The 16,561-nt window shown below is 65.6% G+C and carries 15 protein-coding genes; 10 read left to right on the forward strand and 5 right to left on the reverse strand.

Annotation, left to right across the window (positions count from 1 at the left end; translation table 11 throughout):
* Positions 1–103 precede the first annotated feature (103 nt).
* On the reverse strand, positions 104–481 hold the full coding sequence (locus PV761_RS23320; RefSeq protein ID WP_347899920.1) for a DUF5655 domain-containing protein: 378 nt from the start codon (positions 479–481) through the stop codon (positions 104–106).
* A gap of 202 nt (positions 482–683) precedes the next feature.
* Here PV761_RS23320 and PV761_RS23325 point away from each other — a divergent pair, with 202 nt between their 5' ends.
* The gene (locus tag PV761_RS23325; RefSeq protein WP_347899921.1) at positions 684–1,445 is read left to right on the forward strand and encodes an SDR family oxidoreductase; all 762 of its coding nucleotides are present in this window, start codon (positions 684–686) and stop codon (positions 1,443–1,445) included.
* Positions 1,446–1,549: 104 nt separating this feature from the next.
* On the opposite strand, the gene serB is transcribed toward PV761_RS23325, so the two are convergent.
* Positions 1,550–2,443 (reverse strand): phosphoserine phosphatase SerB, encoded by an 894-nt coding sequence (gene serB / locus PV761_RS23330; protein WP_347899922.1) that lies wholly within the window; start codon positions 2,441–2,443, stop codon positions 1,550–1,552.
* Between the two features lie 122 nt (positions 2,444–2,565).
* Here serB and PV761_RS23335 point away from each other — a divergent pair, with 122 nt between their 5' ends.
* The 5 genes from PV761_RS23335 to PV761_RS23355 all read left to right on the forward strand — a co-directional run bounded on the left by PV761_RS23335 (position 2,566) and on the right by PV761_RS23355 (position 6,612).
* The gene (locus PV761_RS23335) at positions 2,566–3,351 is read left to right on the forward strand and encodes an ABC transporter ATP-binding protein (RefSeq protein ID WP_347899923.1); all 786 of its coding nucleotides are present in this window, start codon (positions 2,566–2,568) and stop codon (positions 3,349–3,351) included.
* A 19-nt stretch (positions 3,352–3,370) separates the two neighbouring features.
* Positions 3,371–4,156, forward strand: coding sequence for a sulfite exporter TauE/SafE family protein (locus PV761_RS23340; RefSeq protein WP_347899924.1), 786 nt, complete (start codon positions 3,371–3,373; stop codon positions 4,154–4,156).
* Between the two features lie 47 nt (positions 4,157–4,203).
* Positions 4,204–5,013: an RNA methyltransferase gene (locus tag PV761_RS23345; RefSeq protein ID WP_028269262.1), complete on the forward strand. Its 810-nt coding sequence runs from the start codon at positions 4,204–4,206 to the stop codon at positions 5,011–5,013.
* 141 nt (positions 5,014–5,154) lie between these two features.
* Positions 5,155–5,412 carry a type B 50S ribosomal protein L31 gene (locus PV761_RS23350; protein ID WP_011691973.1) on the forward strand — a complete coding sequence of 86 codons (258 nt, stop codon included), beginning with the start codon at positions 5,155–5,157 and terminating at the stop codon, positions 5,410–5,412.
* A 90-nt stretch (positions 5,413–5,502) separates the two neighbouring features.
* A complete protein-coding gene (locus tag PV761_RS23355) occupies positions 5,503–6,612 on the forward strand; it encodes a biotin/lipoate A/B protein ligase family protein (RefSeq protein WP_347899925.1) in 1,110 nt (369 codons plus the stop codon).
* 51 nt (positions 6,613–6,663) lie between these two features.
* Here PV761_RS23355 and pepN read toward each other — a convergent pair whose 3' ends face one another.
* Both pepN and PV761_RS23365 read right to left on the reverse strand, forming a co-directional pair.
* Positions 6,664–9,291 (reverse strand): aminopeptidase N, encoded by a 2,628-nt coding sequence (gene pepN, locus PV761_RS23360; protein WP_347899926.1) that lies wholly within the window; start codon positions 9,289–9,291, stop codon positions 6,664–6,666.
* Between the two features lie 88 nt (positions 9,292–9,379).
* Positions 9,380–10,534: a putative sulfate exporter family transporter gene (locus PV761_RS23365; RefSeq protein ID WP_347899928.1), complete on the reverse strand. Its 1,155-nt coding sequence runs from the start codon at positions 10,532–10,534 to the stop codon at positions 9,380–9,382.
* 119 nt (positions 10,535–10,653) lie between these two features.
* Between PV761_RS23365 and PV761_RS23370 the strand changes: the two genes are divergently transcribed.
* From PV761_RS23370 to PV761_RS23380, 3 genes are all read left to right on the forward strand, one after another.
* Entirely contained in the window at positions 10,654–12,210 is a 1,557-nt protein-coding gene (locus PV761_RS23370; RefSeq protein WP_028269258.1) for a circularly permuted type 2 ATP-grasp protein, read from the forward strand.
* A gap of 81 nt (positions 12,211–12,291) precedes the next feature.
* Positions 12,292–13,218, forward strand: coding sequence for an alpha-E domain-containing protein (locus PV761_RS23375; RefSeq protein WP_011691978.1), 927 nt, complete (start codon positions 12,292–12,294; stop codon positions 13,216–13,218).
* A complete protein-coding gene (locus PV761_RS23380) occupies positions 13,215–14,066 on the forward strand; it encodes a transglutaminase family protein (RefSeq protein ID WP_028269257.1) in 852 nt (283 codons plus the stop codon). The genes PV761_RS23375 and PV761_RS23380 overlap by 4 nt, the downstream gene beginning before the upstream one ends.
* A gap of 19 nt (positions 14,067–14,085) precedes the next feature.
* On the opposite strand, the gene PV761_RS23385 is transcribed toward PV761_RS23380, so the two are convergent.
* Complete coding sequence (locus PV761_RS23385; RefSeq protein WP_347899927.1) at positions 14,086–14,571, reverse strand: pyridoxamine 5'-phosphate oxidase family protein; 486 nt, start codon at positions 14,569–14,571, stop codon at positions 14,086–14,088.
* A gap of 269 nt (positions 14,572–14,840) precedes the next feature.
* Here PV761_RS23385 and PV761_RS23390 point away from each other — a divergent pair, with 269 nt between their 5' ends.
* On the forward strand, positions 14,841–16,421 hold the full coding sequence (locus tag PV761_RS23390) for a GAF domain-containing sensor histidine kinase (RefSeq protein WP_231510992.1): 1,581 nt from the start codon (positions 14,841–14,843) through the stop codon (positions 16,419–16,421).
* Positions 16,422–16,561 lie beyond the last annotated feature (140 nt).

Raw genomic sequence — 16,561 nt, forward strand, 5'->3', positions numbered from 1 at the left:
TTTTTCCCGATCCGACAGGCATTCTCCGTTTAAACCGCCGCTACAACCTCAAACCGACCGGTGGATCGAGGCTAAGCTGGCCGCGCAACATCGGAGGAGGCAGTCACCCCGCTTCCCGGCGGGCTTCGCCAAGCCACTCGGCCACCTCGTCGTCGAGGTCGGAAAGGAAGCGCAGCTCCAGATGGTGCATCCACACGCCGGGCGCCGGGCTGACCACTTCCTTGAACCGGGCCGAATCGATGCGTCGCGGCAACGCTATCGACAGAACGGCGGGCACGTCGGACCTGATGTACCTGGCCGGCCACCACAGGTAGGCAAAACCGCGCCGTCCGCGGAACGCCACCTGGCTTTTTGTAGCGTTCATGGTCGACGGCGGGTACGCCGCCAGGATGCCCTCCACCCGCCGCAGCAGCTCCAGGCCCAGCGGGGAACCGCGGAAGACCTCCTCCGGGGTGGACTTACCGGCAGCGCCCCGGGTCATGGTGCGGCACCGGACGGGAGGCCCTTGGCTGTCATGGCGGCGAGCCTACGCCGGCCCGCGCGGCCCGGCAACGGCATGCGCCTCACCGCAACTATCCCGGATCCGCTTCTTTGTTGACGTTGAACAACTGGATTCTTCCCATCCGCTGGCATGATGGATGGCAGACCGACAGATTTTGGACGTTTGGAACAAAGGAGCTCGAATGGGATTGCTGGACAACAAGACTGCCATTGTGACCGGTTCATCGAGGGGGATCGGCGCTGATGTTGCCAAGCTCCTCGCTGCCGAGGGTGCCGCCGTCGTGGTGAACTACCGTCAGAAGGCGCCGCGCGCCAATAAGGTTGTGGCCGAGATCGAGGCCGCCGGAGGCCGTGCCGCAGCGGTCGGCGCCGACCTCACCACGCAGGAAGGTGTCCAGGCGCTGGCCAGCGCGGCCATGGAGAACTTCGGCTCACTCGATGTCCTCGTCCTCAACGCCTCCGGCGGCATGGAGTCGGGCATGGAAGAGGGCTACGCCCTGAAGCTGAACCGGGATGCCCAGGTCAACATGCTCAACGCTGCCGTGCCGCTGATGCGTGAAGGCTCCCGCGTGGTGTTTGTCACCAGCCACCAGGCCCACTTCATCGATTCAGTCCCCACGATGCCGGAATACGAGCCGGTGGCACGCAGCAAGCGCGCCGGAGAGGATGCCCTGCGCGCCCTCATCCCGAACCTTGCAGAAAAGGGCATTTCCTTCGTGGTGGTTTCCGGCGACATGATCGAAGGAACCGTTACGGCCACGCTGCTTGACCGCTCCAACCCGGGCGCCATCGAGGCCCGCCGGGCCGAGGCCGGCAAGCTGTACTCCGTGGCCGAGTTTGCCGCGGAAATCGCCAAGATGGTGACTGCCGACGTCGAAACCGGCCACACCGAGTACGCCGGCGGCGCCGACTACTTCGGCAAGAGCACCGGCCAGGCAGGCTAGGACCCTCAGCGCCAGTCCGCCGAGATGGCACGTCGCGGCAATCGTTCCGAGGAACATTGCCGCGACGTGCCATCTCGCGGTTAGTGCCTCAACCGGTTAATGCCTCAGACCCCGGCGATGTGCCGCACGGCGTCCAGGTAGGGCATGTTGACCACTGCGTCCGCGACTGCGCGCACCGCCGGTTTGGCGTTGAAGGCCACCCCGATTCCGGCGGCTCCAAGCATGTCCAGGTCGTTGGCGCCGTCGCCCACGGCGATGGTGTGCTCAAGGGGAATGCCCTCGGCCGCAGCCCACTCGCGGAGGTACTTCTCCTTCGCCGCACGGTCGATGACCGCGCCCAGCACTTTGCCCGTCAGCGCGCCGTCGACAATTTCCAGCTCGTTGGCGATCCAGTGATCCATCCCAAGGTCTTCCGCGATGGGGCGGAGGATCTGGTTGAAACCGCCCGAAACGACTGCCACGGCGTGACCTGCCGCCTTGAACGCCGCCACCAGTTCCGCTGCACCCTCACTGAGTTTCACCTCGGCCCGTACGGAATCGACGACGGCGGCGGGCAGGCCAGCGAGCACGGCCACCCGGGCGTGCAGGCTCTGGGCGAAGTCCAGCTCGCCGCGCATGGCAGCTTCCGTGACCGCCGTGACCTCTTCCTTCTTCCCGGCGTAGGCGGCCAGCAGTTCGATGACCTCCTGCTGGATGAGCGTCGAATCAACATCCATGATGAGGAACTTGCGGGGCGCCTCCCGGAGGGGTGCCGGGACGATCGCCGTGTCCATCCCGGTGAAGCCGGCAGACGCCACGTCATGGCGCAGCGCGGCGATCTCGGCAGCGGTGCCGGATTCCACGGAGAAATCCACCGTGTACACCTCGAAGCGGTGGTCGCCGCTGCGGGATTCTGCGGCGAAGGAAGCGCCTGCTCCGGTCAGCAGGGAACGGAGGTGTTCCAGTTCCGGAGGGGACATTTTGACGCCGTAGCTGACCGCAGTCACGTTCGAACTCATGGCTGCAATCTTAGCCAGCGCACTCCCGGCACCCGAATTCGTTTCGTTCCGCCCTGGTGCAGGCTCCGCGCGTGGTGTATCAGTTATCAGTCGCACCGTGTTTTGTCCTAGTGTCTACTCCTATGAGTGATGTTCTTGAAATGGCTGCCGTCAGCGTTGTCCGCGGAGCCAAAACGCTCCTCAACAAAGTGGACTGGCAGGTCAAAGAAGGCGAACGCTGGGTAATCCTCGGACCCAACGGCGCGGGCAAGACCACTCTGCTCCAGATTGCGGCGGCACGGCTCCACCCCACGAGCGGGATGGCTGGCATCCTGGAAGAGATGCTGGGGGCTGTTGACGTCTTTGAACTCCGGCCCCGCATCGGCCTGTCCTCGGCGGCCCTTGCCAACCAGATTCCCGAGCAGGAGAAGGTGCTCAACGTTGTGGTCACGGCCGCTTACGGGGTGACCGGACGCTGGCGCGAAGGCTATGAGAAGGACGACGAACGCCGTGCATTCCGGCTCCTGAACGAGTGGGGGATGGGTCCGCTCCTCAACCGCGCTTTCGCGTCCCTGTCCGAAGGCGAACGGAAGCGGGTCCAGATTGCCCGCGCCCTGATGACAGACCCGGAACTGCTTCTCCTGGACGAGCCCGCGGCAGGGCTGGACCTCGGCGGCCGCGAGGACCTGGTGCACCGCCTCAGTGAACTGGCACGCGACGAAACTGCCCCGGCCATTGTCCTGGTGACCCATCACCTCGAGGAAGTTCCGCCGGGCTTCACCCACGCGATGCTGATGCGCGATGCCGGCGTTGTGGCGGCCGGCCCCATTGCCGACGTCCTGACTTCCGAGCACCTCAGCGAGACCTTCGGCCTGCCGCTCGACGTCACGGTCAACGCGGGACGCTACGCCGCCACCGCACGCCGCTGACCCGGCTGGCCTTCCGAGCGTGGAGTTACTCAACGGCGTCTTCATCTTCTTCGCGGGGCTGTGGGCCGGAACCATCAACAGTGTTGTGGGTTCGGGCACCCTGGTCACGTTCCCCGTGCTGATTGCCCTGGGCATCGCCCCGGTGACAGCATCCATCAGCAATGCCATGGGGCTGGTGGCGGGGAATGCCGCGGGCGCCTGGGGGTACCGGAAAGAACTTGCGGGGCGCGGCAAGCAGTTTCTTCGGCTGTTGCCGGCATCCCTGCTGGGCGGCATCAGCGGCGCCTGGCTGCTGCTGCACCTGCCGGAGAAGGTGTTCCACTACGCCGCACCTGCCCTGATTGTGCTCGCCCTGCTGATGGTGGTCTTCCAGCCCCGGCTCCAGCAGTGGGTGCGGAACCGGGAGGCGAACCCCGAGCACGCGATCAACGACAAACGCCACGGCGTGCTCCTGATCGTCCTGGTGTACCTGGCCGGCGTCTACGGCGGCTACTTCGTCGCCGCGCAGGGCATCCTCCTGGTGGGCATCCTGGGCGTGTTCATGACGGGAACCATCCAGAACGCCAACGCCATGAAGAACATCCTGGTCCTCGGGGTGAACATCGTGGCGGCGGCGTCTTATCTGCTGTTCGCATTCGGGCGCATCAACTGGCCGGTTGTGGGCATTATCGCGGTGAGTTCCCTCATCGGCGGCATCATCGGTTCCAAGGTGGGCCGGCGGCTTTCCCCACCGGTCCTGCGCGGCGTCATCTTCGCATTGGGCCTCGTGGCCCTGGGGTTCATGATCGCGAACCTGTTCAAATGACCGGCACTTGCCCCGGTGCATCACCTGTCCCGATGAAATGACTTCCAGTGACTTTCCACTACCTCGAATCCGCTGATGATCCCCGGGTGTCCGACTACACCCGGCTCACGGACGTGCACTTGCGCAAGGTCCGGGAACCCGCCGAGGGGATGTACATCGCGGAATCCTCGCGCGTGCTCCGGCGCGCCCTCGCTGCCGGCCACCGGCCGCGTTCCTTTTTCCTTGCCGAGAAGTGGCTGGAGGACCTGACCGACGTCTTTGACCGGTTCCCGGACGTCCCGGTGTTTGTCGGCAGCGCCGCGCTGCTGGAAGACATCACCGGTTTCCACCTGCATCGCGGCGCCATGGCGGCCATGCACCGCCCGGCACCCGTGCCGCTGCCCGAACTCCTGGCCGGTGCACACCGGGTGGCGGTCCTCGAAGACATCGTGGACCACACGAACGTGGGTGCCATCTTCCGCTCGGCAGCCGCCCTCGGCGTGGACGCCGTGCTGGTCTCGCCACGGTGCGGGGACCCCCTGTACCGGCGCAGTGTCCGCGTGAGCATGGGTACCGTGTTCCAGGTTCCGTGGGCCCGCCTGGAGTCGTGGCCGGACGATCTCAATGTCCTCCGGGAGCAGGGTTTCACGGTGGCAGCCATGGAACTCACGGGAGATGCCGTGGACCTCGATGAACTGGCCGCCCGCAACCCGGACAAGCTCGCCCTGGTGCTGGGCACCGAAGGTGCGGGCATGAGCCCGGAGACCCTCGCCGCCGTGGACCTCGCCGTCAAGATTCCCATGCGGGCGGGAGTCGATTCGCTCAACGTCGCGGCGGCTTCCGCCGTCGCGTTCTGGGAACTCCGACCGAAGGGCTGACCCCGGTTCGTACCGGGAGCCTCTTTAGGCTAGGATTGAGTGTTGGTCCGGGCACCTGATGTTATTGATGTTGTTCCGCACCTTCATCCCATTCATACCTGGCAGCTGGCAAAATCCAGTTGTGCGAACGAAGGTCCAATTATGAAGTCTAATACTCACCCGAAGTACGAAGCTGTTGTTTTCAACGACCTGGCTTCCGGCGTCAAGTTCCTGACCAAGTCGACTGTGTCTTCCAAGAAGACCATCGAATGGGAAGACGGAAACACCTACCCGGTCATCGACGTCGAAATCTCCTCCGAGTCCCACCCGTTCTACACGGGCAAGCAGCGCATCATGGACTCCGCAGGCCGCGTCGAGCGCTTCAACGCTCGCTTCAAGGGCTTCGGCGGCAAGAAGTAATAACTTCTCCCCAAGGCAGTTGGAAAAGCCCGCATCCTCCGGAATTCCGGAAGGTGCGGGCTTTTGCGTTGGTGGGGCAGGATGGGATGCATGACATTCCCTTCTTTTGAGACCGGCGCGGCGGACGGCACTCACGACGACGGCGGCCGGCGCCACGGTGAGTACAAGGTCCCGGGCGGCAAGCTCGTGGTGGTGGATTTCGACGTCGTCGGGGGCCGCCTTGCGCACGTTTCCGTCAGCGGTGACTTCTTCCTGGAACCCGATGAAGCGCTGCTGGACATCAACCACGCCCTGACGGGACTACCGGAAACGACTGCAGCGGCGGACATCTCCGCCGCCGTGGCCGATGGCCTCCCCGACGACGCCGTGCTCTTCGGGTTTTCGGCCGACGCCGTGGCCGTCGCCGTCCGCAGGGCCCTGGCGAAGGCCACCGGCTGGGCGGACCACCACTGGAATGTCATCGCGCCTTCGGTCCTTCCGACCCACATTAACGTTGCCCTGGACGAGGTGCTCACCGAGGAAGTGGGGGCAGGGCGCCGCAATCCAACCCTCCGCTTCTGGGACTGGGAGGAACCGTCCGTGGTGATCGGCAGTTTCCAGTCGGTCCGCAACGAGGTCCATCCCGAGGGCGTGGCCCGCCACGGCATCAGCGTGGTCCGGCGGATAAGCGGTGGGGGAGCCATGTTCATGGAAGCAGGCAACTGCATCACCTACTCGCTGTATCTGCCCCAGACCCTTGTGGACGGCATCAGCTTCGCCGATTCGTACGCCTTCCTGGACGCCTGGGTCATGGCTGCACTGAAGAAACTCGGCATCAGTGCCTTCTACGTGCCGCTCAACGACATTGCCACGGAGCAGGGCAAGATCGGCGGTGCCGCCCAGAAACGGCTGGCCAACGGCGGCATGCTGCACCACGTCACCATGAGCTATGACATCGACGCCGACAAAATGGTGGAGGTCCTCCGGATCGGCAAGGAGAAACTCTCGGACAAGGGGACCGCCAGTGCCAAAAAGCGCGTCGATCCGCTGCGGCGCCAGACCGGGCTGGCCCGGACGGAAATTGTTGAGGCAATGATGGATGTCTTCAGCGGCCGGTACGGGGCCACGCCCTCGGTCCTCACCGAGGCCGAACTTGCCGCCGCCCGTGACCGCGTGGCGGCAAAATTCGGCACCTCGGAATGGCTGCACCGGGTGCCCTAGGAATGACGTCGATTGCTCCGCAACTGCCGTTATGAGCGGCCAAAACGGCGGTTACGGAGCAATCGATGGTGCCTTCGCGGCTGCTGCCTGTGCCGTGAGGGAACGGTGCAGGTGGCTCAGCTGCTCGATGACGATCCGGCGAAGCGCCCGTGGAGCGTCCGGGTGGCCGGCCAGCCAGTTGTCCGAACGGACGATCACGGGGTGGGCGGCCGGATCGCCCCCGTCCAAATCCTGGCCCGCCGGATAGAGCCCGCGGACAATCCGGCTGGCGATCTCGATGCTGCGCTCCGCCCAGACGTTCTCGAGGCACTCGAAGTACGGTTCCACAAACGGGTCCAGCAGGCCGTCCGGGGCCGTGTTGAATCCGGCAATCGTGGCGCTGAGCAGCTGGTTGGAGAGGGCGCTGCCTGTGACGGCGGCATCCCAGGCTGCGGCTTTGACGACCGCCACCGGGCGGGCGGCGAGTGCCGTGGCATGGCCCGCGCGGCCGGACGCCGTGGTGTCACGGGAAAGTTCGGCGTCGAGTTCGGCCTCCGTTGCCTGACCGTTGGCCGCCAGGGCATGCCACAGGCTCCAGCGGAGCTCCGGGTCCACGGCAAGGCCTTCGATGACCGTTGTGCCGTCCAGGATTCCTCTCAGGAGGTCCAGGCGGACTGCCGACTGCCTGCTGGCGGCGGCGAGGGTCCTTGCCCAGGCAAGCTGGTGGTCCGAACCCGGCCGGGCTGCGGCAAGTTCCCGGGCAGCCGCGTCCAGGAAGCGGCGGCGCACCGTATCCCGTTCCGAAACCGGGACATAGCGGTCGATGGCAGTCGACGCGTTGCCCAGCACGTTCAGCAGGACGCCGATGCCGTTCTCGGCGGCGCCGAATTTCTCCACTGCCGCAACGTAGCTGTCCGCCGGTGCCACACCGTCGCGGGCGGCATCCCAGAGCGCCGTCCAGCAGAGCGCCCGGGCCATCGGGTCCTGCAGGGCTCCCAGGGACGCACGCGCTGTGGTTTCGGAGCGGGGATCAAGCCGCACCTTCACGTAGCTGAGGTCATCGTCGTTGACCAGGAGGAGGGCGGGCACCGGCTTGCCCTTCAGTTCGGGAACCAGCGTGCTCTGGCCGGTCAGGTCGGTCTCCACGCTGTCCGTGCGGACCAGCAAGCCGTCGGCGTCGAAATCGTACAGCCCGACCCGAAGCCGGTGCGGCCGCAGTTCCTGCCGTCCGGTGACCGGGTCCACTGCGTCCTGGACGAGGGCAACCCTGCCCAGCACGCCGTCGTGCTCATCAATTTCTGCCGTGACGGTGGAGATCCCTGAAGTCTGCAGCCACTGGCGGGCCCATGCCGCCAGGTCCCGGCCGGACGCCTCGCCGAGGGCGGCGAGCAGGTCCGCGAGCGTGGTGTTGCCGTACTCGTGGTCCCGGAAATACCGGCGCGAGCCGGCGATGAACGCCTCGAAGCCGACGTAGGCCACCAACTGCTTCAGCACGGACGCGCCCTTGGCGTAGGTGATGCCGTCGAAGTTCTGCTTGGCCGCTTCAAGGTCGGGAATGTCGGCGACGATCGGGTGGGTGGTGGGCAGCTGGTCCTGGACATAGGCCCACGCCTTGCGGTTATTGGCGAAGTTCACCCAGGCCGTGTCCCAGTCCGTGGCGCGGTCCACGCCCAGGGTGCCCATGTAGTCGGCGAAGGACTCTTTGAGCCAGAGATCGTTCCACCACTGCATGGTCACCAGGTCACCGAACCACATGTGCGCCATTTCGTGCATCAGGGTGTTGGCGCGTGCCTGGTACTGCGAATCAGCGGCGCGGGACGTAAACACGTAGTTTTCGGTGAAGGTGACCAGCCCGGGGTTTTCCATGGCGCCGAGGTTGTATTCGGGCACGAACGCCTGGTCGTACCTGCCCCAGGGGTAGGGGTAGTCGAAGAGGTTGTTGAAGAATTCGAGGCCCTGCTTGGTGAGCTGGAACAGGTGCTCGGTGTCGAAGGATCCCGCCATGGAATTGCGGCAGTAGAGGGCCAGCGGGATTTCCAGCGCTGTGCCGTCCTCAAGGGTTCCGCTCCAGTGGTCCTCGGCCTTGAAGTACGGCCCTGCCAGCACGGTGGTGATGTAGGTGGACATCCGCCGCGTCGGCGCGAAGTCCCAGCGGCTCGTTGCGGGATCGCTGGTCAGCTGGGTGCGGTTGGCCTCTGTGCCGTTGGAAGCGACCTGCCAGTCGGAGGGGGCCATCACATGGAACGTGAATTCCGCCTTGAGGTCGGGCTGTTCAAAGTTGGCGAACACGCGCCGGGCATCAGCCGGCTCGTACTGCGTGTAGAGGTAGCACTGGCCGTCGGCGGGATCGAAGAAACGGTGCATTCCCTCCCCGGACGTGCTGTACAGCGCCGTCCCGGTGACGGTGACCTGGTTTTCGGCCTGGAGGTTGTCGAGCCGGATACGGGATCCGTCCACGACGTCGGCGACAGACTGCCCCTCTCCGTTCAGGAACACGCTGTGCACGTCGCTGCTGATGAAGTCCAGGAATGTGGAGCCGCCGGGTTCCCGGGCGGAGAAGTTGATTACGCTGCGGCTGGTGTAGCCGGTAACCTCCGGATCCTGCGCCGTGCGGACGTCGAGTGAAACGTCGTAGCTATGGGTGGCGATCAGGGCTGAGCGATTTGCCGCTTCATCGCGTTGCAGGTTCTCATTCGACACCAAGCTATTGAATCATGGCGCAGGCGGATCACCGGTGCCGCGTCGGTGCAGTGGCTTCGGTGCAGTTGTCCGGGCGGGGCCTGGTCCGTCACGGCTGAACGATCAGCATGGCGGCCCCAAGGCCCAGGGCGGCGATCAGGAGCCACGCCGCGAGGGCTGCCAGCAAGGCCCTGGCGCCGGTGTGGAGCAGGGTTTGCACCCGGACCGCCGAACCCAGGCCGAAGAGCGCCGTGCCGAGCAGCAGATCCTGCACGGCTGCTGCGGCCTCCAGCCAGCCGGGGGAGAGCCAGCCGGTGGACCGCAAACCCACCATGGCCACAAATCCAATGACGAACAGCGGGACGACGGGCGGCATCCGCAGCTCGGCGCCGTCGGTTTCGGAGGCCGGGCCGGCCGGCTCCGCACGACCCAATCCGTCCGGTCCGGCCCCGTTCCGTCCGGCCCCATCCGGTCCGGCACCGTCCGGTCCGGCACCGTTCCGGGTTTCGCGGTTGATGGCCGACCGCTGGTGGATCCCCGCGGCGGCCACCATGGGGGCCAGCAGGATCACCCGCGTCAGCTTCACGACGACGGCGATCGCCAGGGCACCGGTGCCTGCGGTCTGTGCGGTGGCCACCACCTGGCCGACGTCGTGCACCGATGCCCCGGTCCATGCACCGAACACTTCAGGGGTGAGCTGCAGCGGGTGCAGGAGCAGCGGCAGCACACCGATGGCCAGGGTGCCGCACAGCGTGACCAGCGCAACCGGCAGCACGGTGTCCACGTGGCGGATCCTGCGGACCGCAGCCATGGCGCCAATGGCGGAGGCTCCGCAGATGGAGAAACCGGTGGCGATGAGCAGGGAGGCATCGCGGGTCAGGCGGAACATCCGGGAAATCCCGTAGGTTCCGGCGAAGCTCACCAGGACCACCCCCGTGATGAGCAGCAGCGACTGCCAGCCGAGGCCCAGGACGTCCAGGACGCTGACTTTCAGTCCGAGGAGCACAATTCCGGCCCGCATCAGGTGCTTGCCGGCGAAGTCGAGTCCCGGACGCGCCCGCCCCGCCGTCCAGGTTCCGGTGCCGGGGAGGTTGGCAGAAAGCAGGCCAAGCACGACGGCGACGGTCATGGCGGGCAGGGCGGGCACCATTGCGTGTACGGTAAAGGCCACCCCGACGGCGAAAACGGCAGTGAGTAGTCCCGGCAACAGGGGTGGGATCCGTGCGGAGATCCGCCCGTGGGGGGCGGCGGGGAGTCTGGGCAATGGCACTCACCTACCTTGCCGGAACAGTGCGGAAAAACACGAACCGGCCGGGTGGCTTCAACACGCCCCAATGGGCATCAGTAATGAATTCGAAACAAAAAGGTGGTTGGCTAATGACCATGTCTGACCTATTCCAGGATTACTCCGAGGCCGCCGGCCGCACCGGCGCCTACGACGAGATGTTTGCCCCCGGCCAAGAAGCCAGGAAGTCCTACGGACAGGTCGCGGGTGCCCTCCGGGAACTTTCCCTCACCGATGTCACGGCCCGTGCCGATTCGATGGCGCGGACCTTCCTGGACCGCGGTGTCACCTTCGACTTCGCCGGGGAGGAACGTCCGTTTCCCCTGGATATCGTCCCCCGGGTGATCCCTGCCGATGAGTGGACCGTGCTGGAGAAGGGCGTGGCCCAGCGGGTCCGTGCCCTCGAAGCCTTCCTCAACGACGTTTACGACAAAATGACGGTGGTGGCCGACGGCGTCATCCCGCGCCAGCTCGTCACCACCAGCGCCCATTTCCACCGCCAGGTCCACGGCTTCGAACCGGCCGGCGGCGTCCGCGTCCACATCTCGGGGATCGACGTCGTCCGCGACGCCGCGGGAACCTTCCGGGTGCTCGAAGACAACGTGCGTGTCCCCTCCGGAGTGAGTTACGTGCTGGAAAACCGCCGCGCCATGGCCAAGGGCCTGCCGGAGGCGTTCGGCCAGCAACTGATCCGTCCGGTGGAGGAATACCCCCGCCGTCTCCTGTCCGCACTCCGCAAGACGGCACCGTCCGGCGTGGACGACCCCACCGTAGTGGTCCTCACGCCCGGCGTGTTCAACAGCGCGTATTTCGAGCACACCCTGCTGGCCGGCCTTATGGGCGTGGAGCTCGTGGAAGGCCGCGACCTCATCTGCCGCGGCAACAGGGTCTACATGCGTACTACCGCCGGCGAACAGCGCGTTGACGTCATCTACAAGCGCATCGACGACGACTTCCTCGACCCGCTGCAGTTCCGCGCCGATTCCATGCTGGGCTGCCCCGGACTGGTCAATGCGGCCCGCGCCGGAGGCGTGACCATTGCCAATGCGGTGGGCAACGGCGTGGCCGACGACAAGCTCGTCTACAGCTACGTGCCCGACCTCATCCGCTACTACCTCAACGAAGAGCCCGTGATCGCCAACGTGGACACCTTCCGGCTGGAGGAGAAGGAAGCGCGCGAGCACGTCCTGGACAGGCTGGATGAACTGGTGGTAAAACCGGTGGACGGCTCCGGCGGCAAGGGCCTGGTCATCGGGCCCGACGCATCGAAGGAAGAACTCGAGGCGCTGCGTAAGCGCGTCATCGCCGATCCCCGTGGCTGGATTGCGCAGCCGGTCCTGCAGCTGTCTACGGTTCCCACCCTCAGCGGTGATAAGTTTGGCCCTCGGCACGTCGACCTGCGGCCGTTCGCCGTCAACGACGGCGACGAAGTCTGGGTGCTCCCGGGCGGACTGACCCGCGTGGCCCTCAAGGAGGGTTCGCTGATCGTCAACTCCAGCCAGGGCGGCGGGTCCAAGGACACGTGGGTGCTCTCGGACTCTCCCGAGGTTCCGGTGGAGCTCCTGCCCAGGCCGTCCATCACCGTCCGCGAGCGGGTTTCGGTGTGGCCGGTCGAAAGCAACTGGCGCGACCGCCAGACGGAGCAGCAGCAGTGAGCCGCCGCCGTCGGGAGCTCACAGCACCAGTTTCCCTATTTATGTACATGCAGATTTCGGACCCGCAGGAGGTAGCCGCGAATGCTTAGCCGTATTGCTGAGTCCCTATTTTGGATCGGCCGCTATGTGGAGCGGGCTGACGGTACCGCCCGCATCCTGGACGTCCACCTCGAGCGCCTCAACCACCTGCCCACGGAGGAACGGGACAATGTGGCCCGGGAACTCCTGGCTGTTATGGGAGCCCGGCCCGAGAGCGACGAATTCGGCCTCGAGGAGCTGCTCCACGCCCTGGCCTACGACAAGCAGAGCGCCACATCGATCGCCGGTTCGCTGGGGGCTGCCCGCGAAAACGCGCGCCGTGCCCGCGAAACGGTTTCCTCCGGGCTTTGGGAAAGCCTGAACACCACGTACTACGGCCTGAACCAGCACCGCAAGGACGTCGTCGGCACCTACCGGTTCTGCCACTGGGTGCTGGAGCGCACGGCCATGGTCAGCGGCCTGGCGGACACCACCGTCAGCCACGACGACAGCTGGTTGTTCCTGGCCCTGGGTCGTTCCCTGGAGCGTGCCGACATGACGGCACGCATGCTTTCAACCCGCGACGTGCTCTCCGCCGGCATGTCATGGGTCAATATGCTCCGTTGCGCGGGGGCGTATGAGTCTTTCCTCCGGACCCGCAGGGCCGCCTTCGGGGACCAGCATGCCGCAGAGTTCCTGCTGCTGGACCGCCTGTTCCCGCGTTCCATCGTCTACGCCCTGCGTGATGCTGACGAGTGCCTGGCGAAGCTCGACCCTTCCGCCCAGCGTGTCGGTTTCATCAACGACGCACGCCGGATCGTGGGCCAGGCCCGCACCTTCCTCGAGTTCCACCGGACGGACGACCTTATGTCCGAACTGCCGGAGCACATGGAGCGCGTCCAGAAGGCTGTGTCGCAGGCGTCCGACGCCATTTCCCGTAAGTACTTCAATCAGGCGGACGAACTGGCCTGGGTGGGAGAAGTTTCATGACCCGGCTGAGCATCATCCATAAAACCGGCTACAAATACAACAAACGCGTCACGCTCTCGTACAACGAAGCCCGCATGACACCGCTGACGGATCCGCAGCAGGTGGTGCTGGAATCGTCCATGAAAGTTGCGCCGTCGCAGGCTGCCATCAGCAGCTACCGCGACTACTGGGGCACGCGCGTTACGGCCTTCGACATGCAGATGCCGCATGAGTACCTGGAGGTGGTCTCCACCACGACGGTTGAAGTCCACCGTGCAGAGCGCGTCCCGGCGGAGGGTGACATCGTCTCCTGGGACGTGCTGCAGGCGCCTGAGACGCTCAACCAGTTCAGTGACTGGGTCCCGCAGTCCCGGCTGAGTGGTCCCGGAGACGAAGTCCTCGGCATCATTCCGGGAATCGTCGAAGGCAGGAACCCGCACGGGTCCGCCATGGCCATCTTCGAATGGATGCGCGGCGAGATGACGTACATGAAAGGCTCCACCGGCGTCACCACCAACGCCGCGCAGGCCTGGGGGCAGCGCCAGGGCGTGTGCCAGGACCTGGCACACCTCGCGATCGGGGCGCTGCGCAGCTGCGGTATTCCCGCGCGGTATGTCTCCGGTTACCTTCACCCGCGTTCGACGGCGGACATCGGCGAAACGGTTGCCGGCCAGTCGCACGCGTGGCTGGAGTGGTGGGACGGCGAATGGCGCAGCTGGGACCCGACCAACCACAAACCGGCCGGCGACTTCCACGTCACCGTGGCACGCGGACGCGATTACCGGGATGTGCCGCCGCTCAAGGGCATCCTGTCAGGCGGCGGAGGTTCCGCGTTGAACGTGAGCGTGGAAATCACCCGCCTGGCCTAGCCAGGCACCCCTTGCGGGCCTATTCGTACCCGGACCGGGTGGCGTCATCCAGCGGCGTCCACCAGGTCAACGGGGGAGTGACCTTGAAACGGCGGCCCGTGACTGTGTCCGGCGTAATTCGGACGAAGTGCTCTTTCTTGCCGGCCTGCCAGGGGAAAAGCAGCAGTCCCACGGTGTCCAGAACCTCCTGCTGGTTCTTGACCGGGGCGGCCTGTCCCTTGATCACCACGCTCCAGGCGATGCCGCTGTCCGCGTCCACGCCGTCGGCCTCCACGGCCACCGGAGTGTCACCGGTGGCTGCCTGCAGCTTGGTGCCGTCCGCCGTGCGGAAGACGAGGGTTCCGTGGTCCACCTTGTAGTTGATGGGGAAGATGTCCGGGTGGTCGTCCACCCATACGGCCAGCCGGCCCACTGAGACGCTCCGCAGCAAGCGCCAGCATTCGTGATTGTCAAGGTTTTCGACTTCGTGCGGATGGTCAGCGCCCGGTTTAGGATCAGTGCTCATGACGCCGAGCCTAGGCGAGGGAACGTCCGGAAAGCTAGGGCCCAAGGTCCCTGCCGCCAAATCGACAGCCTCACGCCGTGTTGAATGCCTTAACGGTATTCTTGCCTCACGACGCCGGAGCGGACGGACGCGGTCAGGAGTGGTTTGTGGATAAGCATGCCGATGGCGACGGCCCCGAGCGATACACCGCGGCAAGCGGCACCAGGATCGAAGACCTCCTCAAGGACTTTGTGTCCCGGGCCGGTGAACTCCTCCAGTTCCAGGAGCGCATGGGTGGCCTGCTCGAAGCGGTCGTGGCCGTTGCCGAGGACTTGAGCCTCGACGCCGTTCTGGAACGGGTTGTCCAGTCCGCCTGCCAGCTATTGCGCGCCCGTTACGGGGCCCTGGGTGTCATCGGGGATGACCGCGCCCTCAGCCACTTCATCACGGTCGGGATCGACGGCGAACTCGCAAAGCACATCGGCCCCCTCCCCACCGGCCATGGCGTCCTGGGATTACTGATCTCCGACCCCCGGCCGCTGCGGCTTCATGACCTGCGGACCCATCCCGAGGCCTACGGCTTTCCCGAACACCACCCGCCGATGCAGTCATTCCTTGGCGTTCCGGTCCGGGTGCGGGACGTCGTCTTCGGAAACCTGTATCTAACGGAAAAAGTGGGCGGCGGCGACTTCACGGTGGAGGATGAAGAGCTGGCCGTTGCCCTGGCGGCCGCTGCCGGCGTCGCCATTGAGAACGCCCGGCTCTACGACGACGCCAGGCGGCGTGCCCAATGGCTTGAGGCGTGCATGGATGTTGCCGGGCTGATGCTGGGGACCGATCCGGCCCACTCCGCCGGACTTGGTCCCATCGCCGGAAGGGCCCTTCGGGAATCCGGATCCAAGCTGGCCCTGATCGTGGAACCCGCTGCGGGCGGCGACGGCTACGTCGTCGCCGGGGCCGACGGCGAAGGTGCAGAGCTGTTTTCCGGCCTCCCGCTGTCCCTGGACTCGGATGCCCTCCGGGGCGTGCTCGAAGGCGGCGACCCCCTTCTCGTGGACAACGCCGCCGACGTGCTCGAAGTGCTGGGGGATACCGTTGCCGGACCGCTGCTTGCAGTGGCCCTCAGCACCCAGGGCGCCCACCATGGCCTGCTCCTCCTCGTCCGGGACTCCGGGGCGGGCCCGTATGGCCGGATAGATGTGGAGATGGGTGCTGTTTTCGGGTCCCATGTGGCGCTGGCGCTGGAACTCGCCAGGGTCCACCGGCTGCGGGAAGAATTGTTGGTGTATTCGGATCGCGACCGTATTGCCCGCGACCTTCATGACCTCGTGATCCAGCGGCTCTTCGCCGCCGGCCTGAGCGTCCAAAGCCTGAACCGCTTCACGAAGGAAGGGCTTGCGCTGGACCGGATCCGCGCCATCACGGGGGAGCTCGATGAGGCCATCCGCAGCCTCAGGGACACCATCTACTCGCTCAGGACCGGCAACGGCGACACAGAGTCGCTCAGCGCGCGCCTCCGCCGCGTCACCCGGAGCGCGGCCAAGTCCATGCACTTTACACCCGGTCTCATCCTGGAAGGACCGGTTGACTCAGTCCTTCCTGACAAGGCCGAACATGTGGTGGCCGTTGTTTCGGAAGGGCTGAGCAATGCCATCCGCCATTCGGGAGCAGACTCGATCGAGGTGTCCGTTTCTGCCCTGGACGGCATGATGACTGTCCTGGTCACGGACAACGGCAGCGGGTTCAATGGTTCCACGAAGCGCAACGGCCTCAACAACATGGAGGAGCGCGCCAGGATATTGGAGGGAACCTGCACCATCACCGGCGCACCGGGCAGCGGGACAAGCCTTGAGTGGTCGGTTCCGCTTTAGTGCCTGTGCCCGTCTGTAGTGCCCGTGTTGCCTCTAATGCCTGTGCCCGTCGGACTCGCTGCCGGCTAAGCCTCGATCCACCGGTTGTGTTTGATGGGGCGGGGTCGTTCTGATCTTGGTCCGGGTTCGGTCGATGGGCA

The organism is Arthrobacter sp. CC3 (assembly GCF_039907775.1).
GTDB lineage: Bacteria > Actinomycetota > Actinomycetes > Actinomycetales > Micrococcaceae > Arthrobacter.

What these genes read in the sequence shown, in the direction of transcription:
- PV761_RS23390 (WP_231510992.1), top strand. Translation starts at nt 14,841, where the DNA reads ATGGGTGGCCTGCTCGAAGCGGTCGTGGCCGTTGCCGAGGACTTGAGC.
- PV761_RS23370 (WP_028269258.1), top strand. Translation starts at nt 10,654, where the DNA reads ATGTCTGACCTATTCCAGGATTACTCCGAGGCCGCCGGCCGCACCGGC.
- PV761_RS23385 (WP_347899927.1), bottom strand. Translation starts at nt 14,571, where the DNA reads ATGAGCACTGATCCTAAACCGGGCGCTGACCATCCGCACGAAGTCGAA.
- PV761_RS23375 (WP_011691978.1), top strand. Translation starts at nt 12,292, where the DNA reads ATGCTTAGCCGTATTGCTGAGTCCCTATTTTGGATCGGCCGCTATGTG.
- serB (WP_347899922.1), bottom strand. Translation starts at nt 2,443, where the DNA reads ATGAGTTCGAACGTGACTGCGGTCAGCTACGGCGTCAAAATGTCCCCT.
- PV761_RS23380 (WP_028269257.1), top strand. Translation starts at nt 13,215, where the DNA reads ATGACCCGGCTGAGCATCATCCATAAAACCGGCTACAAATACAACAAA.
- PV761_RS23320 (WP_347899920.1), bottom strand. Translation starts at nt 481, where the DNA reads ATGACCCGGGGCGCTGCCGGTAAGTCCACCCCGGAGGAGGTCTTCCGC.
- PV761_RS23355 (WP_347899925.1), top strand. Translation starts at nt 5,503, where the DNA reads ATGACATTCCCTTCTTTTGAGACCGGCGCGGCGGACGGCACTCACGAC.
- PV761_RS23350 (WP_011691973.1), top strand. Translation starts at nt 5,155, where the DNA reads ATGAAGTCTAATACTCACCCGAAGTACGAAGCTGTTGTTTTCAACGAC.
- PV761_RS23335 (WP_347899923.1), top strand. Translation starts at nt 2,566, where the DNA reads ATGAGTGATGTTCTTGAAATGGCTGCCGTCAGCGTTGTCCGCGGAGCC.
- PV761_RS23325 (WP_347899921.1), top strand. Translation starts at nt 684, where the DNA reads ATGGGATTGCTGGACAACAAGACTGCCATTGTGACCGGTTCATCGAGG.